Source organism: Achromobacter sp. D10, assembly GCF_035282245.1.
Lineage (GTDB): Bacteria > Pseudomonadota > Gammaproteobacteria > Burkholderiales > Burkholderiaceae_B > Achromobacter > Achromobacter insolitus.
Genome location: NZ_JAYJLE010000010.1, coordinates 99,173 through 124,506, shown reverse-complemented (window position 1 = coordinate 124,506; position 25,334 = coordinate 99,173). Strand labels below are relative to the sequence as shown.

The window sequence follows — 25,334 nt, the reverse complement described above, 5'->3', positions numbered from 1 at the left end:
CCAACGATCCGGAATCAGGTGCCGAACGTCGTCACGTCGCCCGACCGCCTACCCAACGCCGACAACAGGCCGTCCAGGGCCGCGCGCTCGGCTTCGCGGGCGGACCCGGCATAGGTCGCCTGGCCCTGGAATTTCAGGCCGCCCCGGCCGCTGGCGCTGCCCTGGCCGGTCACATCCAGCAGGCCGCTTTCCGTGCTCAGCGCCAGTGTGGCGCCGGACTTGCCGCCTTGCACCCGCAGCAGATACGTCCCCACCGGCGCGACGGGGGCCAGTGCGGTGCTGGCGTTGCGCCAGCGCAGTTCAGCCAGGGCGCCGGCGGGGAGGGCCGCGCCCAAACGCAGCGGCTGCCAGCTGATTTCCAGCGTGCCTTGGGGCGCGATGGTGTTCCACGGCGCGCCCAGCGCAGCCAGGATGGAGGCGGGCGCGCGCAGGGACTGAGCGGGCACCGACAGGCCGTTCCAGCCGGGACTGGCGCGCAAGGGGCCTTGCAGCCAGGGGTGCGAGATTTCCAAGGCCAGCGCGTCCCAGCGCCACTGCCATTGCAAGGGCTGCGGCAGCATGCGGCGCGCGCCGGGCGGTCCGAGCGCGATCCAGGCGCTGCCGCGCCACAAGGTGCCGCTGGCGTCCCCCAGCGTGACCGGCGCCTGGTCGGGCAGCACCGCCAGCAGCCAGCGCGCGGGCAGGACGACGAGGGCCGCAGCGGCTGCGCAGGCGGCGCAGGCCAGGCACAGCGCGGCGGAACGTTTGGAGAGGCGGAACCCGGACATTTCAGCCCCGCTCCGCTTGCGGCGCCGTCAGGGTGACCTTGCCATTGACCTGGCCGGGCAGCGGCCTGCCGTTGGCGTTGGCGGCGCGGGTGAGTTCCACCTGCTTTACAGCCAGGCCCCAGTCGCGCGTCGCGCCGTCCAGCCACCGCAGCAGCGCCGAGGAAGGCGCCTGCTTCAAGGTCAGCAGCACGCCGGCGCTGGCTTCGGGCTGCTCCAGCACCCAGAGTTCGGCGGACAGTCCGGCGCGTTCCAGCGAAGCGCCCAGTTCCGTGGCGTTGGGCATGACGCCGGAGGGGGTGGCGGACTTGCGCCGCAAGGCGGCGGCCTGCGCGGTCAGGTCCGCGACCGTGGCCGCCTGGCCGCGCAGCGCGGGCAATTCGGATTGCAGCTTGCGCAGTGTGTTCAAGGGCGGCTCGATCAGGCTGACGAAGACCAGGGCTGCTCCCAGCAGCATTGCGGCAGAGGCAAGCAGCCGTCGTTCGCGAGGGGCCAGCGCCTGGTAGCGTTGGCCGGCAAGCGTGAGGACGGGCGTGAGGTGCTTGGCCAGCGATTGTCTGCCGGCGTGCAAGGCTTCGAGGAGTTTCATGGTTGCGCGCGCACGATGCGCCAGGTGGTGTCGTTGTCGCCGCGTTCGAGCTTCAGGCCCAGGGCGGCGGCTTGTTGGATCAGCGCGGGCGTTTCGGCGACGCGCTGGGATTGCTCGCCGGCATCGGCCAGCTGCAGCGTCAACGCCTGGTCGGCGTAGCCCAGGCGGGCCACCTTGTCGGCGGCGAAAGGCAGGGCCTGGGCAGCGGCCCGCGCCAGGGGCAGGAAGTCGGCGGCGTTGGCCGCGCCGCGGTTCGCTTGCAGGGCGTCCAGGCCCTGCTGCGCCTGGCGCGGCGGGTCCAGGACCACTGGCAGGTCGGGGAACGCGGCCAGGACCTGCGCATGCATGCCGTTGCGCAACGCGTCGGCTTCGGCTTGCAGTTGCGATGCGTACAGGTTCAGCCCGCCTATCCAGACGATTGCCGCGGCCGCGCCCCAGCGCCAGGCGGGGCGCCAGGCCGAGACACGGGCCGGCGCCAGCTGGGGCATGGCCAGCGACCACGAAGGCGTGGGCGCCAGCCAGCGCGGGTCGGTCGGGTCGCGCAGCGGCGCCGTGGTGTCGGCCCCCAGCGCCTGTGGCGCGATGAGCGCCTGCGTGCGCAAACCCTGCGCATTTAACAGGCTCCAGCCTCGGCGCACGGGTTCGCGCGCGGCCCAGGCCAGCGGCACCGTGCCGCCGGCCGAGCGCGGACCGTGGCCGATGGCCAGCGCGTCCAGGTCGCTGAGCACGAGCGGCTCCAGGGCGCTGTGCACCGCGGCCGCAAAGCGGGCGCGCGCCACCGCGGGGATCTGCACGCTGGCGGCGATCACGTCGTCGGGGTGCAGCACGGCTTCGCAGGCGGCGTGGGGATAGGCATGGCCCAGCGCTTCGAGCGTCAACTCACCCTGGCGGGCGCAGCGGCCGCGGCGGTCGAACCAGGCATAGGGGAGGAGCGAGCCGGCGCTGAGTTCGTCCAGCGGCGGCAACGCGATGCGCAGAATGTTCTTCAAGGAATTTCTCTAGTCCATAAGGTGTCGGGGGCTGCCGGCGGCGAGCTGCGCAGCAGCGCCTGCATCGAGATGCGCGCCCGCTCATAGACCACGGTGCCGCTGGCCAGGAACCATGCGCTGGTGGTGACCACCGTGGGCGCGGGCGCCTTGATGCCTGCGCCTGTCAGACGGTTGGCGAAGTCGCCGCCATTGTTGAACCAGTTGCCGCGGTCGCGTTCGCCCGCCATAGTGCGGGCCTGGCTCAGCGACAGGCCGGGCACCAGAGCCGCAATGACCTCGGCGGGCGCGGTATTGACGTTGACACTGGTGGAGACAGGCAGCACCGTCATCGTGCGACGCAGTTCATTGCGTACCGACGGATCCAATGCGAGCAAGGCCGCCACTTCGTCCACGCCGCGCGGCAAGGGCGCGCGCGCCTCGGGGGCAGGGCGCCCCGGCGGCGCGGAGGGAACGTCGGCTGGCGGCGCCACGGGCTGCGCGGCCGACATCACCTCCACAATGCGCGCGGCCAAGGTGTCCGGCAATTGCAGCGCATTCAGGAGTCGGCGCAATACCTGCTCCTGCTCGGGTTGAGGCACGCCATTGGTGGCGAGGTTGTAGAGGTTGTACTTGCCTTGCTCGTCCTGAACGCGACCAGAGAACACGGCGATGCGTTCGTCGCCAGGCCGCTCGATGCGTGTATCCAGGACCGGCGTGGCCCAGATCTGGTCGCCGCGCGTGATAGATTCGCGCCGGCCGTGGTCGCGCACGATGAGGCGAGCCCAGTCTATGCCGCCCGCCAGCATGGCAAGGGCTTGCACCCGCGCCATTTCGTTTTCCACGCGGCGCGTGCTGGCGGTCTGGCGCTGGAACAGACCGGTGGTCAAGGCAGCGACGATGGCAACGATGATGAGCGCGCTGATGACGGCGGCGCCGCGCTCGCGCCGGGATTCGCGGACGCCGTTCATGGCAGTTCCAGCACACGGGTGTAGCGTTCGGGAGAGGCGGAGGAGCCGCGTTCCAGCGTGATCTCCAGGCCGGTGGGGGGGGCAGCCAGGCTGGCTGCACCGTCGACCCAGCCCGTGCCGGGCACCCAGGCGCGCAGCGCGAGGGTCCGCGTGCCGGGCAGCAGAAGTATGCCGTCGCCCGCGGCCGGCAGGGGACTGCGGGCCGCCGACGGCCCGCTGGCGCGCCACAGGCCGTCCTTGCGCACCTGCCAATGCACGCGCTGCCACTGGCCGTTGCCGTCCGGGTCGGGACGCAGGATCTCGAAGACCGGTCCCCCGCCCGCGCGGCGCAGCAGGCGCAGGCCGCTGGTGTAGGCCTGCGCGTCCAGTCCCGTGGGGTCGAAGCCGGGGCCGCTGTAAGAGAGTTCGATGTCGCGCGCCATCTGGCCCAGCGTGCGGACGATGGCGTCAATGTCATCGGCCTGCGCCTCGATCCGCTCGCGCGCGCCGGACACGCTGGCCAGGCCGCGCCAGGCCATCAGGCTCACCAGCGCCATCAGCGCCAGCGCTACCAGCACTTCAATAAGCGTAAAGCCGGCTTGGGTCGGGAGAGGGCGGCGCATGGCTATCGCAGGCTGGACAACAGGCCGTCCAGTTGCAGCAGCACGGCGCCGGTCCGCGAGGCGCCCGCATCGCGCACCTTGATCGACACCTGGCGGAAGCTGCGGTTCATCGAATTCGTAAACTCCATTTCGCATTGCAGCGCCCGGCCGCCTTGCGGACAGGCTGCGCTGCGTGTGCCGGCGCGCGGCAACACCTGTTCCAGCCGCAGCTGGGTCAGCGCGTTCTGCGCAGCCAGCAATGCCAGCGTCTTGTCCTGCAGGGCGCGGTTGTTCTCCGCCATGACGCCGGTCGCGCGCAGGGCTGCGCCCATGGCGACGGCGATGATGGCCAGTGCCACCAGCACCTCGATCAGCGTGAAGCCGCGTTGTCGGCCGGGCGGGCGGGGCGGCTCAGCGGATCTCATAGCGGCCCGCGGCGTCGCGCAGGAGGATGACGCGGGACGTGCCCGCGCTCAGTGTCAGGGTGATGGGCGCGGCGACCCATTCCGTGTTGAACACCAGCGGTTGGTCCGGATCGAGCCGCAGTTCCACCGGCGCGGCCGACCAGGACTGCGGGCGCAATACCTCGTCGCGTTCCATGCGGTCCAGGGGCAGAGGCCTGTCTTCCTCGGCGCTCAGCCCCGGCAGCCGTCCCTGGCGTTCGAAGGACCAGCCCTGGCCGCTGGCCAGCCAGCGGATGGGGCGGCCATCGCTGCGCGCCTCGCTCTGGGCCACCGTGAAAGCGTCCGCCAGGCGCTGGGCATCGCCGCGCAGTCTGTTTTCGCCACGTCCGACGGACAGGCTCACCATGCTGGCGGCGATCGCCACGATCACGAGCACGACCAGGACTTCGACCAGCGTGAAGCCGCGCTCAGAGTTCCCAGGAACCGATGTCGGCATCGCCGCTTTCTCCCCCGGGCTTGTTGTCGGCGCCGAACGAGAACACATCGATATCGCCTTTGACGCCGGGGCTCAGGTATTGGTACGGGTGGCCCCAGGGATCGTTGGGCAGCTTGTCCAGGTAGCCGCGCCAGTTGTTCACGCCTTCGGGTTTTTGCACCAGGGCGCGCAGGCCCTGGGCGGTGGTGGGGTAGCGGCCATTGTCCAGGCGATACAGCTTCAGCGCCTGCATGATGCCCGCGATGTCCTGGCGCGCGGCGACCTGGCGGGCCTGATCGGGGCGGTCCAGCACGCGGGGGACGATCAGCGCCGCAAGTATCCCCATGATCACAATCACCACCATGATCTCGATGAGGGTGAAACCTTGCTGGCGGGCAAGCCCGCGCGGTAGCTGACGCACTTGATGACTCCGGTCTTTCAGTAGAAGCGGAGGATTGTGGACATGAAATATGACAGCAATACTTACGCCGCCGACGCCGCTTACTTTTCGCGCGAGATTCCGGCGGGCGCAGGCAGGGAGGCGGGCGCAGGCAGGCGGCTTGCACGCCCGGCCTGCTCCACCGTCACCGCGTCCGCGGCAACCTCGCGCAGCACGATGCCGGGGGCCACTTCGCCTCCGGTGCGCCAGGCCAGGGGCGGGCCGCCGTCCACGCTGAGCACGGCGGCGCCGCCCGCGCCCGAGGCGATCACGCCCAGCACCGTGATTTGCGTGCGCATGGCTTCGTCCTTGCCGAACCACAGGGCCACGGGGGTGTTGTCAGCGGCGCGCGGCGTGGCTGCCGACACGGCGGGGGGCAGGACGGCGGGCCTGGGCGCCAGCAGGATCGAGGCCCACACCCCCAGGCCGGCGGCCAGGGCCAGCACGGCAAGAATGCGGAAGGCGGCGGGCAGGTTCGGGCGCAGGGACAAGGGCATGGAACGAGCGGGAAGGGTTGCAACCGCGCCGACTATATCGGCCTTATGTGACAGGCGCGCGATCGCCAGCCGACGCGCCGCGCGCCGCAACGGCCGCGCCAGTCCCTGTCATCGTTCGTACATGCCTCGTGTCTAGCATGCGCTGAGGTCCGGATGCCCAAGCCGGACAGCCCTCCACTTCAACAGGGACCACCCGCATGCAAGACCTGAACCAAGCCAATCGCCGCCGACTCCTGAAAATGCTGGGAGGCGCGCCGATGCTGCCGATCGGCGGCGTCAGCCTGGCCGCGCTGCTGGCCGGCTGCAATTCCAGCGACGATGACGACGATAGCAGCGAGCCGCCCGTCACGCCGGTCACGTTCCAGTCCGCCTCTTTCACGTCCATGGCCGCGCCTTCGTTGTCGCAGCCCGAACTGATGGCGCGTACCACCGTTGCCTCGGCGCTGGAGCTGACGTTCAGCGATGGCTCCAAGCGCAGCGTCGAGCTGGGCTACGAGCCTTTCTTCATGACGGGCGACGCGGTTCCGGACGGCAAGGGCGGGACGGTGATTGCCGGCGGATACTTCAACCTGGCGGGCGCGCCCATCATTGACAACTCGGTGCCGGCGAAGGCGCGGCAGTTCTTCTCGAACTGTCCGGACGGCATGTCGCTGCTGTCCTTGTCGGAACCGACCAAGGTGGCGGGTGTGGCCGGCAATGCCCTGTACGCAGTGGTGCAGTTCGAATACCAGTCCATGGATCAGGCCGGCAAGGACATGTATGGCCTGCTGCCGTCGCAGATCGCGGTGCTGACGCTGTCGCAAGACCCCAATACGGGCAAACTCAGCCTGGTCAAGTACCACACCGTGGACACGTCTTCCGTGCATGGCCTGTGGATCACCTGTGGCGCCAGCCTGTCGCCCTGGAACACGCACCTGTCCAGCGAAGAGTACGAACCGGACGCCACCACGGCCAAGGCTTCCTCATCGTTCCAGACCTACAGCCAGAATGTGTACGGCGATCCAGCCAAGGCCAATCCGTACCACTACGGCCACATGCCCGAAGTGACTGTCAATCCGGACGGCACCGGCACGATCAAGAAGCACTACTGCATGGGCCGTATTTCGCATGAACTGGTCCAGGTCATGCCAGACCAGCGCACCGCGCTCATGGGCGACGATGCCACCAATGGCGGCCTGTTCATGTTCGTGGCCGACCGCAAGGCGGACTTGTCCGCCGGCACGCTGTACGTGGCCAAGTGGGCGCAGACTTCGGGAACGGGACCCGGCGCCGGCACGCTGACCTGGATCAAGCTGGGCCATGCGACCAGCGCCGAAGTGAAAGCGTTGGCCGATCAGCTGACGTCGGCCGACATCATGGACGTGCGCACGACCGACCCGCTGGATGCCGCCTTTACCAAGATCCGCTACTCCGGCAAGGACAATTGGGTCAAGCTGCAGTCCGGCCGCAACGTGGCCGCGGCCTTCCTGGAAACGCACCGTTACGCGGCCCTGGCGGGCGGCACGCTCGCCTTCTCCAAGATGGAAGGCACCACCGTCAACATCAAGGACAAGATCGCCTACAGCGCGATGTCCCGCGTGGACAGCTCGATGACCGACGGCCTGTCGCCCGGTTTCAAGGTGGAAGGCCCCGCGGCCGGCGCGGTCTACCAGTTGCACATGAAGGAAGGCCAGGTCGATACCGACGGCAACGCCATCGACAGCGCCTGGGTGCCGGTGGACATGGCCGCGGTGCCGGAACTGATCGGTGACGTGCTGGCGGCGCGCGATGCGCTGGGCAACACCCACGGCGCCGACAAGATATCCAACCCGGACAACCTAAAGTTTTCGGAGAAGCTGCGCACCCTGTTCGTAGGCGAGGACAGCGGCGGCCACGTCAACAATTTCCTGTGGGCCTACAACGTGGACACCAAGCAGCTGTCGCGCCTGTTGTCATGCCCGGTGGCCGCGGAGTCGACGGGCCTGCAGGCAGTGGACGAAATCAATGGCTGGACCTATATCACCAGCAACTTCCAGCACGCGGCCGATTGGGGCAGCGTGCACTCGGTGGTGCGTCCCACGCTGGAGCCCCTGGTCAAGGCCAACTACAAGGACGGCTTCGGCGCGTCGGTGGGTTATCTGACCGGCGTGAAGATCGGCGCCTGAAGCACGCGGCGGGCTCGCGGGTCCGTCACGCCATTCCACGCCGCGGGGCGGCTTCTTCTCGGAAGCCGCTCTTTTTTTTGCGCGTCCGGCGCAAAAGAATCCTGATCCGTCGATCAAGGTTTCTCTTCTTTGTTTCACGGGGCTTTCACCTTCGCTGGCCATCATGTGGCCCAGCGTAAACCCTGTTCATGACACGAGAAGAGAAGCATGCAAGCATTGAATTGGAGAAGATGGTGCGCGGCCGTGGTGGCGACCAGCGCCCTGGCGGGCTGCGGGGGCAGTGATGATGACGACGATACCGAAGCGCCGCCGACCCAGCCCCCGGTGACCGAACCGGATACGACGCCCGCGGACAAGGTGCTGTTCATCGGCGTGGACGGCCTCACTTACGACGCGATGCGCCGAGGCGTGGCCGACAAGTCGTTGTCGAACATCGCTCAATTGAATGCCACGCGTGCGTGGACCGGCGGCGTGACGGACGCGCCGACGCAGCAGCCAACGCTGCTGGCGCCGGGTTGGGCCACGCTATTGACGGGGCAGTGGGCCGACCAGCACGGCGTGCGGTACAGCGTGCAAGCGGCCGCGCTTCAATCTCCGACCCTGTTCCAGCGCGTCAAGCAGGCGCGCCCCGAGGCGCGCACCGCCGCCGCCTTCAATTCGACCCTGCTGGCTGGATTGATCGCCGGCGATCGGGACGCGGGCTATCTGCAGTCGCTGACCGACTGTGCCGGCGGGGACGATTGCGTTGCGGCGCAGGCGCGCGACCGCATCGCCGAGGGCTATGACGTGGTGGTGGCGCAATTCGGCGCGCCCGAACGCGCGGCCTCGGAAAACGGTTTCGGCTCATCCTACGACAGCGTGATCCGCCAGACCGACGCGGCCATCGGCGCGCTGACCAAGCAGATCGCCGACCGCAAGGCGGAGCATCCGGGCGAGAACTGGCTGGTGGTTGTGGCATCCAGCCATGGCCTGGGCCAGAACGGCGCCAGCGATGGCCGTCCGCTGTCCTCGAACAAGACCATTCTGCTGGCTGCGAACCAGCCGGCGCTGCTGGGCGGCAGCGCCGACGACGCCTCGTTCGACGGCTTGTGGGACAGCAACTGGTACGCGCTGCCCAGCGCTGCCGACGTGGCGCCGACGGTACTGGATCACTTGAAGGTCCTGCCCGCCGCCGCCAACTACGACATGGCCGGCACTACCCTGACCGGCAAGCTGGCGCTGCGCCACACCGCGGCCCGCACCTCGACCGACAACAAGAGCGTGACGCTGAGCTGGGTGCGCGTGGGCGAACCGGCAGGCGACATCGTGATCAGCCGCGACGGCGCCGAGATCGCGCGCCTGCCCGGCACGGCCGCCGAATACGTCGACCGCGGCTTCACGTTCGAGACCGAGGGCGTGCATGCGCTGAACTACAGCGTAGCGGTCGGCAGCGCGGTCAGCGCCGCGCGCACCACCGTGGCCTACAGCAAGCCCTTGCCGCTCCTGGCGTCGCTGCGTACCGGCCTGGCGATGCTGTTCCCCTTCGAAGGCAACATGACGGACGTCGCCGCGGGCGGTGGCGCCATCACGCCGTTCGACGGCACCCAGGCGCCCGCTTACGCCGATGTGGGCGTGTTCGGCAAGATGTTCAAGAACGACCGCAGCGCGGCGCCCCTGGGCGGGTTCAAACTGGACTATCCCGCAGGCATGCTGGACGCGGCCCAGGCTTTCACGATCGGCTTCTGGTACCAGTCCGACGGCAACGCCAACGACCGCTCCATCCTGGGCAATAAAGACTACAACTCGGGCGGCAATCCCGGCATCACCATCGCCCAATGGGCAGGCCCGGTGCTGTATTTCAACCTCGCTGGCGGTGGTTCGCGGGTGGACATCAATAACGTGAAGTTCACCCCGAACAAGCCTGTCTATATCGCGATGACCGTGGACAAGGCTGCCAAGACCCTGACGGCTTCCGTCTATGACAGCGAGCTGGGGTTCTCGCAGCGCACCATCGGCACGGGCTCGGTCGACCTGAGCAAGATCGCCGGGGTCTATGGGCCGCACCTGGGCCTGAATGAAGACGGACGCGGCACCTACGGTATCTGCTGCGCTGGAACCAAGGGTCCCTACACGATGTATTTCGACGACCTGGCCTACTGGTCGCGCGCGCTCACCGAAGCCGAAGTGAAGTCGCTCGCGCTGTCCGGCAAGTCCGTCTCCGAACTGTTCCGCTGATGTACCGAGGATAAAAAAATGAGCATGTCCATGATCTTGCGCGGTTTCCTGCGCCTGGGCGCAGTGCTGATGCTGAGCGTCACGCTGGCTGCCTGCGGCGGCGATGACGGCGATAGCGACAGCGGCACGGACCCTGGCACGGGCCAGCCCGAAACGCCGAAGCCCGAGCCGGTGAAACCTGAATTGCGTTGCGCGCCCTGAGCCGCGTTCCCTCCAGATCCATAGGAAAAGAATCCGTGACGTTCGATAAAGACCAGGTCCACGCCGGCAAGCGCCGCTTCTTGCGCAATGCCGCCGCCTCGACCGCGGGCCTGACCGCGCTGTCGATGTTCCCGCCGGCCATCCGCCGCGCGCTGGCCATTCCCGCCAACAACCGCACCGGCACCATCAACGACGTCGAGCACGTGGTCATCCTGATGCAGGAAAACCGCTCCTTCGACATGTACTTCGGCACGTTCAAGGGCGTGCGCGGCTTCGGCGACCGCATCACCATCCCCTTGCCCGAGCAGCGTTCGGTCTGGGAGCAGAGCAACGGCACCCGCGTCGTGATGCCGTATCACCTGGACAGCACCCAGGGCAACGCCCAGCGCGTGGCCGGCACGCCGCATGACTACCTGGACGCGCAAATGGCCTGGGACGGTGGCCGCATGGACCACTGGCCGCGCTACAAGCAGAACCAGTCCATGGGCTACTACCGCCAGAAAGAGGTGGAGTTCCAGTTCGCGCTGGCAGAAGCCTTCACCCTGTGCGATGCCTACCACTGTTCTACCCACGGCGGCACCAACACCAACCGCCTGTTCCATTGGACCGGCACCAATGATCCGCTGGCCCTGGGCAACGGCCCCTCGACCCGCAACCAGTGGGACAGCCTGGGCGCCTCGTCCACCGGGTGGACCTGGAAGACGTATCCCGAGCGCCTGCAGGAAGCTGGCGTGACCTGGAAGGTCTACCAGAACCTGCCCGAGAACTTCGGCGATAACCCGCTGGCGGGCTTCAAGCAGTACCGCCGGGCCAATGAACTGGCCGGCAACAGCGCCAACGGCGCGCCGTATCCGGCCTGGACGCCGTCCATGGACGCCGCCAATCCGTTCTACAAGGGCACGGCCAACACCATGCCCGATGGCGGCTTCCTGAAGGCCCTGCGCGAGGACGCCGTCAACGGCACGTTGCCGCAGGTGTCGTGGATCGTGGCCCCGGCCACGTACTCCGAGCACCCCGGCCCATCCAGCCCGATCCAGGGTGCCTGGTACATCCAGGAAACGCTGGATGCGCTGACGGCCAACCCGGAGGTCTGGAGCAAAACGGTGCTCCTGATCAACTTCGACGAGAACGACGGCTACTTCGATCACGTGCCGCCGCCCGCGGCGCCCTCGCTGAACCCGGACGGCTCGATGGCCGGCGCCTCCACCGTCAACACCGACCTGGAGCGCCACACCCGTGCTTCCGCCCAGGACGCCGCGGACGACCGCGTCTACGGTCCGGGGCCGCGGGTGCCCATGTACGTGGTGTCGCCGTGGAGCCGCGGCGGTTGGGTCAATTCCCAGGCCTTTGACCACACGTCCGTACTGCGTTTCCTGGAAGCCCGCTTCGGCGTGGCGGAAGACAACATCAGTCCCTGGCGCCGCGCGGTGCTGGGCGACCTGACCTCGGCGTTCAACTTCGCCACGCCCAACAACGAAAAGCTGCCCGACCTGAATCTGCTGACCCGCGCCGGATCGGACAGCGAGCGCAGCGCGCAGGAAGCGCTGAACGCCGTGCCGTTGCCGGATCCCAGCACGCAGGCCAAGCCGGTGCAGGAGCAGGGCGTGCGTTACTCCCGCGCCTTGCCCTACGAGCTGCACACCAGCGGGCGCGCGCAGCCCGGCACGGGCGCCATGCGCCTCGTGTTCTCCAACACGGGCAAGCAGGCGGCGGTGTTCCACGTCTATGACCGCCTGCATCTGGACCGTCTGCCGCGCCGCTACACAGTGGAACCGGACAAGCAGCTCGAGGGCAGCTGGGACACGGCCGCCGATGGCGGCAAGTACGATCTGTGGGTGCTGGGACCCAATGGCTACCACCGCCATTTCGCGGGCGATCTGGCCCTGGCCCGCACATCGGTGCTGGCCCCGGAGATCCGCGTCTGCTACGAAATCGCCAAGGGCGACGTCTACGTCAGTTTCATCAACGGCGGCAAGGATCCCTGCACCTTCGAAGTTGCGCCCAATGCCTACTATGCCAACCACGAGCGCTGGAAGTTCACGGTGCCCGCGGGCGGCCAGGTCGAACAGCACTGGCCGCTGGAAGGGAGCCAGGGCTGGTACGACTTCACGGCGCGCCTGGCCGAAGACCCGGCCTACCTGCGCCGCTTTGCCGGCCGCGTCGAAACCGGCCGCCCGTCGGTGACGGATCCGGCGATGGGGCTTTAAGCCTGCGGCTATTGAAGGGTTTGCTAGCCGTGGCTCTGGCCAGCCCGGCTTGGTGCCTCTATAGGCATTAAGCCGGGTGCGCTTCGGCATCGCCAGATAAAGCGCAACGCCTCTGCCAATGTTCGATTGCATGCCGAACACCTATCTTAGGCCGCTTTTCAAGGCTTTCTCCGAGTGGTCTGCTCTGTATCATCGTTCGGAATTTCGTATTTCTATTGTGATGCACGAATCATGCCCACGACACCCGTTGCCACCTTACCCAGCCTGGATCGATTGCGCGCAGCTGCCTACCTGTATGGCATCGAAGCCCCGGCAATAGATCAGGCGCGCGTATTATGCATCGGCATGGGATCCGAGCCCGCGTTGACGCCGCTCGCCCTGACGTACCCGCTGGCGCAATTCCTGATAGTAAGCATCGGCGCGTCCGAACCCGCCACAGCTTATGCCGCGCCGGACAACCTCCGGTACCTGTTCACCAGCCTGGACCAGATCGACGGGCGTTTGGGCCGATTCGACTATATTCTCGTCCCCGAGCTGTACGGCTACCTTCCCGCAGAGGCGGCCACCTTCCTGCTGCAAACTTGCGAGGGCCTGCTTTCGCCCTTCGGTTTGGCCTGCATGGGATATCCCGTCTATCCCGGCGCCAAAGCATTCGAGATTGTGCGCGACGCAGTGCTGCTGCATTTGCACAACACCTCATCAGACGCCTCCCAGGAGTTGCTGCGCGATCAGGCGTTGGCGGCTCTGAGCCTGTTCGAAGACGGCCTGGCTAGTGCGAATCCGTTGGCGCCGGCGCTGCGCGAGGCAGCTGACACCCTGAAAGCTGACATCCAGCGCGGCCGTCTGGAAGTCATACTCAATAGTCCCACAGCGGTGGGAAGCTACTTCGTCGAATTTGCTCAACGCGCCCTTCAGGCAGGGCTGGTCAGCGTAGGCGATGCCCATCCTCAGCTGGACGTGGCCCGACATTGGGGCGATGGCGTGCGGACTACCAACAGCTTGCTGGGGCTTGGCCAGGCAGATGCCACCCGACAACAGTACCTGGATTTCGCCAGTGGGCGTGCCCGGCGCCATACGCTGCTGGTGCGTGCTGATCTTGGGACCGGCATTCGGACTCAACCAAACCTGGAACGCCTGGCTGATTTGCGTTGGGCAGGCTACTTCGAGCCCTGCGATTGGCGGCCGGCCCAGGCCGGCCAGATCTACCGGAATTATCAGGGACGCGCCTGGACAATCGCTGGCGCCAATGACGCCCGGCTATTGGAAACGCTGGCTGCCAATTGGCCGCGCAGCCTGTCGGTTGAACAATGGTCGAATGCTTCCGGGCTTTCCCGCAGCGAGGTACTGTCTTTCCTGCGTCCACTGTTCGCCGCGGACATGCTGCACTACTGCCTCGGCGCCGGCCCCTGCGACGGGCTGGAAGACAGGCGCCTGTATCTGGCGCCCTCGCTGGTGCACGGGTACCCGTCTCTAACCGATGACCTGGCAGAGGGCAGCGGCGGTTCGACGCCGGCTCTGCCACAGTGGAACTTCTGGGGCGTTGCGGTCGATCCTGAGTTGTCGGATCATGAGCGAGGGTACGTGGCCGGCTGCGCTGGGCGGATCGACGCAGACGCATTCCTCGCCGGAACCTTCGATCGGGTTCAACTGGGCACTCACGGCTTGCCTGATTTCGTAAGCGTCGAAGAAGTTGTGCGTACCGGAGTCCTGTCCAAACTCTGGAAATCGGGACTGCTGGCCGGCTCGAAAGTCGCATGGCTGGACCTGCTCGGACGGACTCTCGATGTACACCACGGGAAGTCTGCCTGCTGGTCGCTTTACTTCCAGGCCTGCCTGGCCGATTGCGCACTGCAGGTTCCTTCTGAACCCGGCACGCCGCAGGAGCAGGCGCGGCTGGATCGTCTGCAAAGACTGCTGGATGAATTGGCCTACGGCCAGGTCGAATCGCTGGCCCGTCGCGAGATTGAAAAGCGGCCAGCTCGCGTCGAAGGCTGGACGGCATTGGTGCGCAGCCTCTCGGGGCTGGGACGGCACGACGAAGCGCTCGGCATCCTCAACCAGATGCGTGATCGCTTTCGGGCAGATCCATGCTATGGGGAGCAGCTCGCTATTGCGCTGTCGCGGGCTGGCTATAACGATGAAGCCATCCGTGTAGGCCGGCTCGCAATGCATGGGCTGCCCAGTTCGGGACAACTGATCAATGCGGTCGCGCTGGCCTGCCTGCACTCGGCTCGCATTGCGGCGGCGGAGCAGTATCTGACCCATGGGATCGCAGCTGATCCGGCATTTCGCACAATGGGCGTCAATTTGGTTGCCGTCTATACGCGCCAGGGCAAGATCCGCGAGGGCATCGCCCATTGCCGCGAGCTACTGAACCGTGCCGACGCGGTCGGCGATTACCGGGCAGCGATTTACCACAACCTCTTGTTCTTTGGTAATTACGATCCCGACCGCAGCGCCGAACAGATTTTCCAGGACTACCAGGCATTCGAAAACGAGCTCTGCCGACCGCACTACACAAGCTGGAAAGCGCACCGGAATTCACGCAGCCTGAAAAGAAAGCTAAAGATCGGCTATGTATCCGCGGATTTTAGAGACCACGCAGTTGCGAGGTTTCTGGAGCCGATTTTTGCCGGTTATAACAAGTCGGACTTTGAAGTCTATGCCTATGCCAATATGGGGGTGGAGGACTCCGCCACCGCGCGCTTTCGCAAGATGGCCGATCATTGGGTGTCCATCTACGGAATGAAGGATGATGAGGCCGCCCAGTGCATTCGAGATGACGGCATCGACATCTTGGTGGATATGTCTGGCCACACGGGCGGCCATCGTTTGGGGGTTTTCGCCCGCAAACCTGCTCCGGTTTCGTTGACCTGGCTGGGCTACGGCTGCACCACGGGTGTCTCGGCCATCGATTATTTTCTGGGCAACGAAGCGCTGTGTCCTCAAGGTTCGGAGCGATTATTTGCCGAAAAGATCTGGCGCCTGCAGGGCAGCTGGACTGTCTACCAGCCGCATTGGGCCGATATACCCGAGCCGGGCCCGCTGCCAGCGGCGACAGAGGGTTTCATTACCTTCATCAGCCTTTCGCGCATCATTCGCATCAACGAACATGTGATCCGTTGCTGGGCTCGGATTCTAGCTGCCGTTCCTCGGTCGCGACTGGTACTCAATAGCTCGGATTTCGCAGACCCGGAAACCTGCATCACAATGCAGGCAAAGTTCGCCGAGCAGGGCATTCCGGCGCATCGGCTGCTGATGAGTTACACAAGTCCCCCCTGGCATTCGTTGCGTCATGCAGACATAGGGCTCGATTGCTTCCCGCACAATGCTGGCACTACCCTATTGGATATGCTATGCGCGGGGGTTCCCTATGTTACCTTGGCTGATCGGCCCAGCGTGGGACGGATAGGATCTGCGCCCCTACATAGCCTTGGCCATACTGAATGGATCGCGGCGGATGACGCGGATTATGTGCAAAAGGCCGTAGCGCTGGCGTCCGATGTGCAAGCGCTGGCTGATATACGCCGAACTTTACCGGAGCGCTTCATGAAGAGCGATCTCATGGATCAGACCGCTTTCATTGGGAAGCTGGAAGCAGCCTATCGTGAAATGTTTGCCGTCTGGGCTGAAAAGCGAGCAGGTGCGTGAAGCGAGCACACGTTGCCTGGCGAAGGCCTGCGCGCCAGAATTCGCTTCATGACCTCATCGGTCGCCGCATTTCAGCGCCAACTCAGCAGTTCGCTTGAGTTGGCGCCCCTTGCGAAAAATGCTTAGCGGCGCTTGAGGAAGCCGTCCGGCGCCACGGTAATCTGCAACTTGTCGGGAATTGTTCGGTCGATCTCGAATTCAGCATGCGACTTAAGATATTCCCATACTGCCGTCTTCGGATTGTCGCCAGGACCCCAGGGGCGATCAGGAAACATGGAGGCGGGCAGGTCTTCGATTACGGTATCGAATACGACGCAATAGCTGCCGGGGCTGGTCAAGGGCGCGTACGCCTCCAGCTCCGCAAGAACGTGCTGATGCGTATGGTTGCTGTCCAGGCATACCAAGATCCGTTTATAGCCCGCAGCGGCCGCAAGCACTTGCGCCACCGTTTCAGAGGCGATACTGGAACCTTGGATCATTTGGATGCGCGATGCCAAGGGGTGAGCCTCGATGGCGGCTCGGTTGTGGTCGCGGATGTCAATGTCCACCCCAAGTACTTTTCGTTTTGACTGCTTCGGATCGATCATCGTGCCGGTTTCGATGGCGTCCGCCATGTCCAGCAGAGCAAGCATGGACGCGCTGAACGCCAGCGATCCTCCCCGCGCAATGCCAGTCTCTATGATCAGGTCTGGTTTGACCTCCCAAATCAATTCCTGCATTGCCACGATATCCTGGGGGTATTGAATGATCGGCAAACCCATCCAATCGAAGTGATAGGAGTACTTCTGACTATTTGCGGTCATTAGCCACGAAGATGTTTTTCTTCCAAGATCCGAATCTTCTCCCATTCGTTGAATTTCTTGGGTGCGTGAAGCTCTGAAAATTGCTGAATCGTCCATTGATAATCTGTCTATTGTTTACGGGTGTATTTAATGGTTCTGGCCGGGTTGCCGGCCACAACGGAAAAATCTGGTACGTCTTTTAGCACCACGGAGCCTGCACCAACGATGCAATGGGCCCCGATCCTCACTCTTGGGAGAATGCACGCGCCTGCTCCAATCATGGTGTTTTCACCCACCGAAACGCAGCCGCACAGCGTTGCGCCTGGGGCAATATGCACCCCTCGGGAGAGCATGCATTCATGATCGATGTTTGCGGAACTGTTGATAATGCAGTCGCGCATCATGCGCACGCCAGATCCGATCATGCTGTTTGCCAGCAAATGGCAGCCATCCGAAATCTGCGCCGAAGGCGCGACATAAGAGGTCGGGTGGATCAAAGAGGGCAACGTGAAGCCAGTGTCTCGTAATAGATCCGAGATGCTCTGCCTTTCCTGTCCTCGGCTTCCTCCGATGGCGACGGCTGCCTGGCCTCCTCGAAGGGCGTCCTGCGATTCAACCCACTTCTTCAAGGCCTGCGCCCCATGGTAAAGCGGCACACCGTCGATCACGGATGAGGCATCTGGATTGTTGTCAAACAAGGCGATGACGCTTTCACCCTTCAAGGAAAGCAAATCAGCTAGCACTAGCGCGTGGCCCGCGCTTCCCCATATAAGGTAACCGGCGTTCTCGGCCTTCATCGGAGCATCCGGCGGAGCACGTCGATTACCCGCGCCATCTGCGCGGAATCCATATCGTGATAACTGGGCAAATTTATCGCGCGCTGCGGGATGGACCACGCGTGGATATTATCGTGTACGGATTTGAACATTTCCAGACTGGATAGCGGCCAGAAAAACACTCGCGCGTCCACATTCTCGGCGGCCAGGGAGGCTTGCAGTTGTTCCCGACCGACCCCGGTGCCTTCGTCGAAGACCACTGTCGGCATCCATGCGCCATTGATCGTGCCAGCAGGCTCTGGGTTCATCGATACTCCGTCGAGCCCGCTTAACCCGTTTCGGTATGTCGCCAGGATTTCGCGCTTGCGTGCGATCAATTCGTCGATGCGCTCCATTTGCGCGCAGCCGAGAGCCGCTTGAATGTTGGAGAGCTTGTACTTGTATCCGACCTCGCTGGGCCAGAATTGTTTCGTCTCGCTTCGTGCGCGGCCATGATTGCTCAATGTTAGAGCGCGTTCGTACAAATCGGCGTCCCGAGTGACAAGCATGCCTCCTTCGCCCGTTGTCATGGTCTTGGAGCCATGAAACGAGAATGAGGCAAAACTCCCCATCGAACCGGCACGCTTGCCATGATAAATAGACCCGATCGCTTCAGCGGCATCTTCGATCACGGGGATGCCGTGGCGCGCGCCGATCGTCAGCAGCGCATCCATGTCGCAAAGGTTGCCATACAAGTGAACCGCCACGATGGCGCGGGTGTGAGGGGTGATGGCGGCTTCCACTGCGGCCGGGTCTATGCACCAGGTATCGGGCAATATGTCGACAAAGACCGGTCTGGCTCCTAAATGCACGATTGGCGAAGCCGTTGCGATCCAGTTGGTATCGGCCATGATGACCTCATCTCCCGGACCGATTCCAAGCGCTGCCATTCCCAGATGCATGGCTCCGGTGCAGCTTGAGGTCGCAATCGCATACTCGACTCCCAGATGCTCCCGGAATGCGTGCTCGAATCGCCCGATATACTCGTAGCAACGATCTCCCCAGCCATGAGCTGCGGCATCCGTAGCGTAGCGCACTTCTAGTTCGGTAATGGACGGCTTGGTGTAGTAGATGCGGGATTTCACACAATCTCCAATTGCGGCACTGCCAATACGAACTTCGTTCCCTGCTCGGCAAGGCTGCGGTTCTGTTCCTTGACTTCCGCCGCGATGTTCCACGGTAGGATCAGCACATAATCGGGCCGTCGCAAGGCCAGCGCTTCCGGCGCAAGAATTGGGATGTGACTGCCTGGTAGATACATGCCTTGCTTGGCAGGTGCTGCATCGCATACGAAGGACAGCAGGTCGGGTTTTACGCCTGCGTAGTTCAGCAGAGTATTGCCTTTGGCCGCCGCACCGTAGGCCGCTACGGTCTTGTTCAGGCGTTTCTGCTCGATCAGGAAAGCCAGCAGATCGTTCTTGACCCGGTCGGCGCGCGCCTGAAAGCCTTGATAGGTGGCCAGGTCGAGCATGCCTCCTTCGATTTCCATTTGGAGCACTCGCTCGACGTCGGGCCGTTGTTCAAGCGCTGCTGCGGCGTGGCAACCGTAGACACGCACGCTGCCGCCGTGCGTGGGCAGTTCCTCTATGTCGTAGATCCGCAGCCCGTAGGTTTCGAATATCCGCTGTACCGCATGTATGGACAGATATGAGAAATGTTCGTGATAGATGGTATCGAACTGGTTGTTCTGAATCAGGCGCAGTAGATGCGGAAACTCCAGCGTGATCGTGCCTTCGGGCTTGAGGACGGCGGCCAGGCCCCGCGTGAAATCGTTAATGTCGGGCACGTGGGCATATACGTTGTTGCCCGCGATCAGGTCGGCCCGACGCCCCTCGCTGGCCAACTGACGGCCCAATGTCTCGCCGAAGAACTCGCGCAGCACCGGCACGCCAGAGCTTTCAGCCACGGCCGCCGTGCTGGCCGTCGGTTCGATGCCCAGGCAGGGAACGCCGTCGGCGACGAAGTTTTTGAGCAGATAGCCGTCGTTGGAGGCGACTTCGATCACAAAGCTCCCTTTATGCAGTCCGAAACGTTGGGTCATGGCCTGCACATACTCGCGCGCGTGGGCCAGCCATCCGCTGGACGTGCTGGAGAAGTAAGCGTAGTCCGGGCCGAATAGCTCATCTGCCTTCGCGTAGTCCTCGGTTTGCACCAACCAACACTGGTCGCAGACGCGGGTGCTCAGCGGAAAATAGGTCTCGGGTTGATTGAGATCCCCGGCGTTCAAGTAAGCGTTGGAGGGCGGTGCGAAGCCCAGGTTGAGGAATGCATGACGCAGCACGGCGTCGCAATGACGGCAATTCATTGAATCAGGTCCAATCCGGTAAAGCCCGTGGGCAGCCTGGGAAACATCTGATCACGCTCAGATTGCAAGGCGATGGGTAGGGGCCATTCGATTGCGAGTGCAGGGTCCGTGGCTGATATGCCTCCCTCGGCAACGGCGGCAAATGGCGCGGAGTGCATGTACAGCAGTTCGCAGTCATCGTTCAGTGCTTGAAAACCGTGCGCAAATCCCTCGGGAATGAGCAAGGCGCGGCCGTTGTCGGCCGATAGTTCGACTGCGCGCCATTGCATGAAGGTGGGCGACCCGGCCCGTAGGTCCAGCGCCACATCCCATACTGCGCCACGCAGGCAGCTCACGAGCTTCATCTCGGCGTGCGGCGAGCATTGGAAATGCATGCCTCGCACCGTGCCTTTGATTTTGGTCCAGGTGTGATTGATTTGAGCAACGGGTATGCGCCAGCCGGCCGCGGCCAGTTCCCCCGCGCAGAACAACCGTGACAGGAAGCCTCGTTCATCCCCCAGGCGCTGGCGCTCGACGACATGCAGGCCTTCGATGCCGGTTTCGGTGACCGTGAAACGACTCATGGCGCTACTCCCAGTGCCTCGAAAGCCTGAATGTCGGTCTCGCATAGCGCACGGGCATTCTCGCCCGCGTGCTGGTTGCGGTACCAAGTCATGGTTCTGTGGATCGAAGTATCCAAGTCCCAGCGCGGGTATACGTCCAGTGTTTCGCGCGCCCTGGCGATCTCCAATGCCAGCCAGGCAGCCTCGTGCGGCCCTTCGGTGCCGTCGCCCCAATGGATGTCTCCACGGCCGTAGGCCTGTCGCGCCAGGGCGATCACCTGACGCACCGTAGCCGCCTCGTGCGTGTGCGGGCCAAAGTTGTATGCGGTAGCCGGCGCTGACCGCGCATGAAGGCGCTCAGCCAGGCGCAGGTAGGCGCTTACCGGCTCCAATACATGTTGCCATGGCCGAATCGCCTGAGGGCGGCGTATCGGTAAGGTTTGACCTGACTGCCAGCAGCGGATCGCATCAGGAATCAACCTGTCGGCCGCCCAATCGCCACCGCCGATTACATTGCCTGCCCGCGCCGAAGCCATTGCGACACCCTGGGGGGACAGCCAGGTGTCGCGGTAGCTGGCTATCACCAGTTCGCTGGCCGCCTTGCTCGCGCTGTAGGGGTCACGCCCGCCTAGCACATCGTCCTCGCGGTAAGGATAGGCATGTTCCAAGTTGCGGTAGACCTTGTCCGTCGTCACCATCACCGCGGTTCCTACGCTTTCCAAGCCGCGCATTGCATCAAGCACATGTGCGGTGCCCATGACGTTGGCGGCGTAAGTTTCCAGTGGATCCTCGTACGCGGTTCGCACCAGTGCTTGCGCGGCCAGGTGAAAAACAATCTCGGGTCTGGACTGACGGATCTGGCTAGCCAAGGCGTTGGCGTTGCGGATGTCGATGTAGTGGCTGTCGCATATATCGTCGATCCCCGCCAACTCGTACAGAGTTGTTTCGCCGGCCGGAGCCAGCGCAATACCCGTTACCTGGGCGCCCAGGCGATGCAGCCATAGGGTGAGCCAGCTTCCCTTGAACCCTGTGTGCCCGGTCAGCAGTACCCGCCGGCCTTGCCAGAAGGCGGGGTCGGGATTAGCCAAGACGATATCGTCCGGCTGTTTCACGCCCAGACCTTCCACGGAGCCTGACCCGACGCCCATAGGTCCTCCAGCAGGTTCTTTTCCCGCAAGGTGTCCATGGGTTGCCAGAAGCCCTCATGTTCGAACGCCATCAATTGGCCGTCGCGCGCAAGCGAAGTCAGTGGGTCGCCCTCCCAGCTGGTCTGGTCCCCCTCGATTCGATCCAGGCAAGCGGGAGAGAGCACAAAAAAGCCGCCATTGATCAGGCCGCCGTCGCCACGGGGCTTTTCCGTGAATCCCGTCACCAGATTGCCCTCGCGCTTCAGCGCCCCGTAGCGTCCCGGCGGTTGCACCGCCGTTACTGTCGCCAGGCGGCCGGCTTCGCGGTGAAAACGGATGGCCGCGCCGATATCCACGTCGCTCAGGCCGTCTCCATAGGTGAAGCAGAAAGCGGCATCGTCCTTGACGTAGTCGCGCACACGCTTCAAGCGTCCGCCCGTCAATGTGCTTTCCCCAGTGTCGACCAGCGTCACTCGCCAAGGTTCGGCGTGCCTCTGGTGAACTTCCATGCGATTGGTGCTCATGTCGAAAGTGACGTCCGACATATGCAGGAAGTAGTTGGCGAAGTACTCCTTGATGACGTAGCCCTTGTAGCCGCAGCAGATCACGAAGTCCTGAATGCCATGATGCGAGTACATCTTCAGGATGTGCCATAGGATAGGCTTTCCGCCTATCTCCACCATGGGTTTGGGCTTTAAATGCGTTTCTTCGGAGATCCGGGTGCCCAGGCCTCCGGCCAAAATAACTGCCTTCACGTCAATGCCTTTCAAGAAGGAGCCCCGTCCTGTCAGCGCGCGAGGCATCTGGAAGGGCCGGGAGTCGGCTCAAAATTTCGTGATGCAGTATAGGAAAAGCAGCCCCTAGTCAATCTATTGAAAAAGGGGCGGAAATCCCGGTTTGATGAAGCGCATGGAGACTTGGGTTGCGTCCAGAAAACCTGGGCGCCATCAGTGTCAGGCCCTTCGTTCCTTGGCCGGCACCCCTGGCTCGCGGTTCACGTTCAGCCTGGTTCAGGCGGCAGTCTGCCCGTCGCGTTCACGGAACACAGCGGTACAGCTCGCGCAGATCGCCGCCGTAATGCCCTGGCGCGCGTGTTCGCGCCGTTCGAGCATACCGATGGCGCGCGACATCGGCCCCAGGTCTGGCGGCAGGGTCAGAATCCGCAGCTCCGGGCTGTGCTGCCAGTTGGAGCCGTTGATCAGCGGCAGCAGGGTGACGCCGACCTCCTGGCGCACCAGCTCGACCAGCGTTTCAATAGCGTTGAGTTCCAGGAATTCATTCAGCGGCACGGCCAGTCGCCGCAACAGCCGGTCTATCTGCAACCCGGTACGCTGGGTCCGGTCAAAGCGCAGGAAGGGGTTCTGCGCGAGCACCTGGCGGGCGTCCCCGCCCGGCGCCGAGTGCGGAGCGATCACCACCAACTGTTCTTCATATAGCGCGGTCCACCGCGTGCTGGCCATCTTGCGGCCCGCTTCCACCAGGAATGCCGCGTCCAGCTCGCCATCTTCGACCTTGCCCGCCAGCTCGCTCGCCTTGCCCGACAGGATCCGCACGTCCAGCTTGGGGTGCCGCATCTTCAGGCCGGACACGACCTTGGAGAGGGTGCCCATGCAGGACACGATGCTGCCGACGGCGACGGATCCGGCCAGCTCGCCAGGCACGGTGCGCGGCAGCCGCATGCGGTCGTAAAGATCCAGCAAGTGCTTGATTTCCGGCAATAATTCCCGGCCAGCGGCATTCAGGATGGCGAGCCGGCCGCTGCGGTCGAAAAGCTCGCGCCCCAGCTCGGCTTCCAGAGAGCGCATCTGGAAGCTGACGGCGGCCTGCGTCAGCGCCACCTGTTCGGCCGCTTCCGAGAAGGAACCGTGGTGCGCGACCGCCAGAAAGGTACGCAGGAAGCGGATCGTACTCATAAAAAATTCTTTTATGACGGAACAAAAAATCAAATTGATTTAATTAAACCACGGGAGTAACTTCGGCCGCTTAACCGTTATGAGACTACCCACATGAAATCCTTCGACTGGGGCAACCCGTATCCTTCCGTCCGCATTCCGCTGTTTGCCCGCAACGTGGTGTCCACGTCGCATCCTCTCGCGGCGCAAGCGGGCCTGCGCATGTTGCTCAAGGGCGGCAACGCCGTGGACGCCGCCATCGCTGCGGCCGCCACCATCGTCCTGGTCGAACCCGTGTCCTGCGGGCTGGGCGGGGATTGTTTCGCCATTGTCTGGGACGGCAAGGAACTGCACGGCCTGAACTCGTCGGGCGTGGCTCCGGCTGCCTGGAGCACGGAATACTTCAAACGCAAGCACGGCGTGGGCGCCGACGGCCTGGCGATCCAGCCCAAGCGCGGCTGGGATGCAGTAACAGTGCCGGGCGTGGTGGCCGGCTGGGCTGCGCTGCACGAAAAGCTGGGCAAGTTGCCGTTCGAGCAATTGTTTGAACCCGCGATCGAGATCGCCGAGCGCGGCTACGCCGTGCCGCCGGTGGTTGCGCACAAATGGGCCGCCGCGGCCGAGGAACTGAAGTCGCAACCGGGCTATGCCCAGGCTTTCCTGCCCGAAGGCCGCGCGCCCAAGGTCGGCGAACACTTCCGCTTCCCCGATGCCGCCAACACGCTGCGGCGCATCGCCGCGTCCAAGGGCCGCGACTTCTACGAAGGCGAACTGGCCGAACGCATCGCCGCCTTCAGCAAGGAATGCGGCGGCGCGATGACGCTGGAAGACCTGCGCAATTACCGTCCGGAATGGGTCAAGCCCATCTCCAAGTCCTATCGCGGCTATGAGCTGCACGAGATCCCGCCGAACGGGCAGGGCATCGCCGCGCTGATCGCGCTGGGCATCGTCGAACGCTTCGACATGGCCGACATCCCCGTGGACTCGGTGCAGTCGCAGCACATCCAGATCGAGGCCATGAAGCTGGCCTTCGCCGACCTGTACAAGTATGTGGCCGACCCGCGCTCCATGCAGGTGACGCCGGAACAGATGCTGTCCGACGCCTACCTGGACAGCCGCGCCAAGCTGATCCGCCTGGACCGCGCCACGCATTTCGAGGCCGGCCGTCCGCATGCCGGCGGCACCATCTACCTGACCGCCGCCGATGAAAACGGCATGATGATCTCGTTCATCCAGTCCAACTACATGGGCTTCGGATCGGGCGTGGTGGTGCCGGGCACCGGCATCAGCATGCAGAACCGCGGCGTGGGCTTCTCGATGGATCCGAAGTCGGCCAACGTGGTCGAAGGCGGCAAGCGTCCGTTCCATACCATTATCCCGGGCTTCCTCACCCGCGGCGGCAAGCCGGTCATGAGCTTCGGTGTGATGGGCGGGGACATGCAGCCGCAAGGCCATATGCAGACCGTGGTACGCATGCTGGATTACCACCAGAATCCGCAGGCCGCCTGCTGCGCTCCGCGCTGGAAGGTCAACCGCGATTTCACCCTCGACATCGAAACCAATATGAAGGCTTCCACCATTGCGGGCCTGAAAGACCTCGGGCATGCTTTGAAGTCGGTCGACGATCCGTACATGGATTTCGGCGCGGGTCAGTTCATCTGGCGCATGTCCGAAAACGACAACGAGCTTGGCTACGTTGCCGCCAGCGACAGCCGGCGCGACGGTCAGGCGGTCGGCTTCTAATAAGCCCCCACGCTGCGCCTTCGGCT

General features: G+C 64.2%; 23 protein-coding genes. 6 read left to right on the top strand and 17 right to left on the bottom strand.

From position 1 onward, the window contains the following. Positions 1–14: 14 nt before the first annotated feature. The 9 genes from gspN to VCS63_RS22430 all read right to left on the bottom strand — a co-directional run bounded on the left by gspN (position 15) and on the right by VCS63_RS22430 (position 5,685). On the bottom strand, positions 15–767 hold the full coding sequence (gene gspN, locus VCS63_RS22470; RefSeq protein WP_323881052.1) for a type II secretion system protein N: 753 nt from the start codon (positions 765–767) through the stop codon (positions 15–17). A 1-nt stretch (position 768) separates the two neighbouring features. Continuing rightward, positions 769–1,353 (bottom strand): type II secretion system protein GspM, encoded by a 585-nt coding sequence (gspM, locus tag VCS63_RS22465; RefSeq protein WP_323881051.1) that lies wholly within the window; start codon positions 1,351–1,353, stop codon positions 769–771. Beyond that, a complete protein-coding gene (gene gspL / locus VCS63_RS22460) occupies positions 1,350–2,342 on the bottom strand; it encodes a type II secretion system protein GspL (RefSeq protein ID WP_323881050.1) in 993 nt (330 codons plus the stop codon). Before gspL ends, gspM begins: the two co-directional genes overlap by 4 nt. Further along, entirely contained in the window at positions 2,339–3,289 is a 951-nt protein-coding gene (gene gspK / locus VCS63_RS22455; protein ID WP_323881049.1) for a type II secretion system minor pseudopilin GspK, read from the bottom strand. The genes gspL and gspK overlap by 4 nt, the downstream gene beginning before the upstream one ends. Then, on the bottom strand, positions 3,286–3,891 hold the full coding sequence (locus VCS63_RS22450) for a PulJ/GspJ family protein (RefSeq protein ID WP_164794525.1): 606 nt from the start codon (positions 3,889–3,891) through the stop codon (positions 3,286–3,288). Before VCS63_RS22450 ends, gspK begins: the two co-directional genes overlap by 4 nt. 2 nt (positions 3,892–3,893) lie before the next feature. Further along, positions 3,894–4,295 carry a type II secretion system minor pseudopilin GspI gene (gene gspI, locus VCS63_RS22445; protein WP_323881048.1) on the bottom strand — a complete coding sequence of 134 codons (402 nt, stop codon included), beginning with the start codon at positions 4,293–4,295 and terminating at the stop codon, positions 3,894–3,896. Beyond that, complete coding sequence (gene gspH, locus VCS63_RS22440) at positions 4,282–4,770, bottom strand: type II secretion system minor pseudopilin GspH (RefSeq protein ID WP_042793216.1); 489 nt, start codon at positions 4,768–4,770, stop codon at positions 4,282–4,284. Before gspH ends, gspI begins: the two co-directional genes overlap by 14 nt. Continuing rightward, on the bottom strand, positions 4,742–5,170 hold the full coding sequence (gene gspG, locus VCS63_RS22435; protein WP_042793217.1) for a type II secretion system major pseudopilin GspG: 429 nt from the start codon (positions 5,168–5,170) through the stop codon (positions 4,742–4,744). The genes gspH and gspG overlap by 29 nt, the downstream gene beginning before the upstream one ends. Before the next feature lie 80 nt (positions 5,171–5,250). Beyond that, positions 5,251–5,685 (bottom strand): hypothetical protein, encoded by a 435-nt coding sequence (locus tag VCS63_RS22430; protein ID WP_063642701.1) that lies wholly within the window; start codon positions 5,683–5,685, stop codon positions 5,251–5,253. 197 nt (positions 5,686–5,882) lie between these two features. Here VCS63_RS22430 and VCS63_RS22425 point away from each other — a divergent pair, with 197 nt between their 5' ends. From VCS63_RS22425 to VCS63_RS22405, 5 genes are all read left to right on the top strand, one after another. After that, the gene (locus VCS63_RS22425) at positions 5,883–7,829 is read left to right on the top strand and encodes a PhoX family protein (RefSeq protein ID WP_112965390.1); all 1,947 of its coding nucleotides are present in this window, start codon (positions 5,883–5,885) and stop codon (positions 7,827–7,829) included. 207 nt (positions 7,830–8,036) lie between these two features. Then, positions 8,037–10,043: an alkaline phosphatase family protein gene (locus VCS63_RS22420; RefSeq protein ID WP_323881047.1), complete on the top strand. Its 2,007-nt coding sequence runs from the start codon at positions 8,037–8,039 to the stop codon at positions 10,041–10,043. Between the two features lie 18 nt (positions 10,044–10,061). Further along, positions 10,062–10,244 carry a hypothetical protein gene (locus VCS63_RS22415; protein ID WP_042793219.1) on the top strand — a complete coding sequence of 61 codons (183 nt, stop codon included), beginning with the start codon at positions 10,062–10,064 and terminating at the stop codon, positions 10,242–10,244. A 35-nt stretch (positions 10,245–10,279) separates the two neighbouring features. Beyond that, positions 10,280–12,451, top strand: coding sequence for a phosphocholine-specific phospholipase C (locus VCS63_RS22410; protein ID WP_323881046.1), 2,172 nt, complete (start codon positions 10,280–10,282; stop codon positions 12,449–12,451). A 231-nt stretch (positions 12,452–12,682) separates the two neighbouring features. After that, the gene (locus VCS63_RS22405) at positions 12,683–16,102 is read left to right on the top strand and encodes a methyltransferase regulatory domain-containing protein (protein WP_175201690.1); all 3,420 of its coding nucleotides are present in this window, start codon (positions 12,683–12,685) and stop codon (positions 16,100–16,102) included. Between the two features lie 122 nt (positions 16,103–16,224). Here VCS63_RS22405 and VCS63_RS22400 read toward each other — a convergent pair whose 3' ends face one another. From VCS63_RS22400 to VCS63_RS22365, 8 genes are all read right to left on the bottom strand, one after another. After that, positions 16,225–17,001: a cephalosporin hydroxylase family protein gene (locus tag VCS63_RS22400; protein ID WP_175201691.1), complete on the bottom strand. Its 777-nt coding sequence runs from the start codon at positions 16,999–17,001 to the stop codon at positions 16,225–16,227. Between the two features lie 11 nt (positions 17,002–17,012). Next, complete coding sequence (locus VCS63_RS22395; protein WP_175201692.1) at positions 17,013–17,681, bottom strand: acetyltransferase; 669 nt, start codon at positions 17,679–17,681, stop codon at positions 17,013–17,015. Beyond that, a complete protein-coding gene (locus tag VCS63_RS22390; protein WP_175201693.1) occupies positions 17,678–18,784 on the bottom strand; it encodes a DegT/DnrJ/EryC1/StrS family aminotransferase in 1,107 nt (368 codons plus the stop codon). Before VCS63_RS22390 ends, VCS63_RS22395 begins: the two co-directional genes overlap by 4 nt. Beyond that, positions 18,781–20,004, bottom strand: a complete 1,224-nt coding sequence (locus VCS63_RS22385; RefSeq protein ID WP_175201694.1) for a class I SAM-dependent methyltransferase — start codon at positions 20,002–20,004, stop codon at positions 18,781–18,783. Before VCS63_RS22385 ends, VCS63_RS22390 begins: the two co-directional genes overlap by 4 nt. Then, positions 20,001–20,567, bottom strand: coding sequence for a dTDP-4-dehydrorhamnose 3,5-epimerase family protein (locus tag VCS63_RS22380; RefSeq protein ID WP_175201695.1), 567 nt, complete (start codon positions 20,565–20,567; stop codon positions 20,001–20,003). The genes VCS63_RS22385 and VCS63_RS22380 overlap by 4 nt, the downstream gene beginning before the upstream one ends. Then, complete coding sequence (rfbG, locus tag VCS63_RS22375) at positions 20,564–21,694, bottom strand: CDP-glucose 4,6-dehydratase (protein ID WP_175201696.1); 1,131 nt, start codon at positions 21,692–21,694, stop codon at positions 20,564–20,566. The genes VCS63_RS22380 and rfbG overlap by 4 nt, the downstream gene beginning before the upstream one ends. Beyond that, positions 21,655–22,428, bottom strand: coding sequence for a glucose-1-phosphate cytidylyltransferase (gene rfbF, locus VCS63_RS22370; RefSeq protein ID WP_175201697.1), 774 nt, complete (start codon positions 22,426–22,428; stop codon positions 21,655–21,657). The genes rfbG and rfbF overlap by 40 nt, the downstream gene beginning before the upstream one ends. A 255-nt stretch (positions 22,429–22,683) precedes the next feature. Beyond that, on the bottom strand, positions 22,684–23,586 hold the full coding sequence (locus VCS63_RS22365; RefSeq protein WP_175201698.1) for a LysR family transcriptional regulator: 903 nt from the start codon (positions 23,584–23,586) through the stop codon (positions 22,684–22,686). A 93-nt stretch (positions 23,587–23,679) separates the two neighbouring features. Between VCS63_RS22365 and ggt the strand changes: the two genes are divergently transcribed. Beyond that, complete coding sequence (gene ggt, locus VCS63_RS22360; protein ID WP_042793222.1) at positions 23,680–25,308, top strand: gamma-glutamyltransferase; 1,629 nt, start codon at positions 23,680–23,682, stop codon at positions 25,306–25,308. The last annotated feature ends 26 nt before the right edge of the window (positions 25,309–25,334 follow it).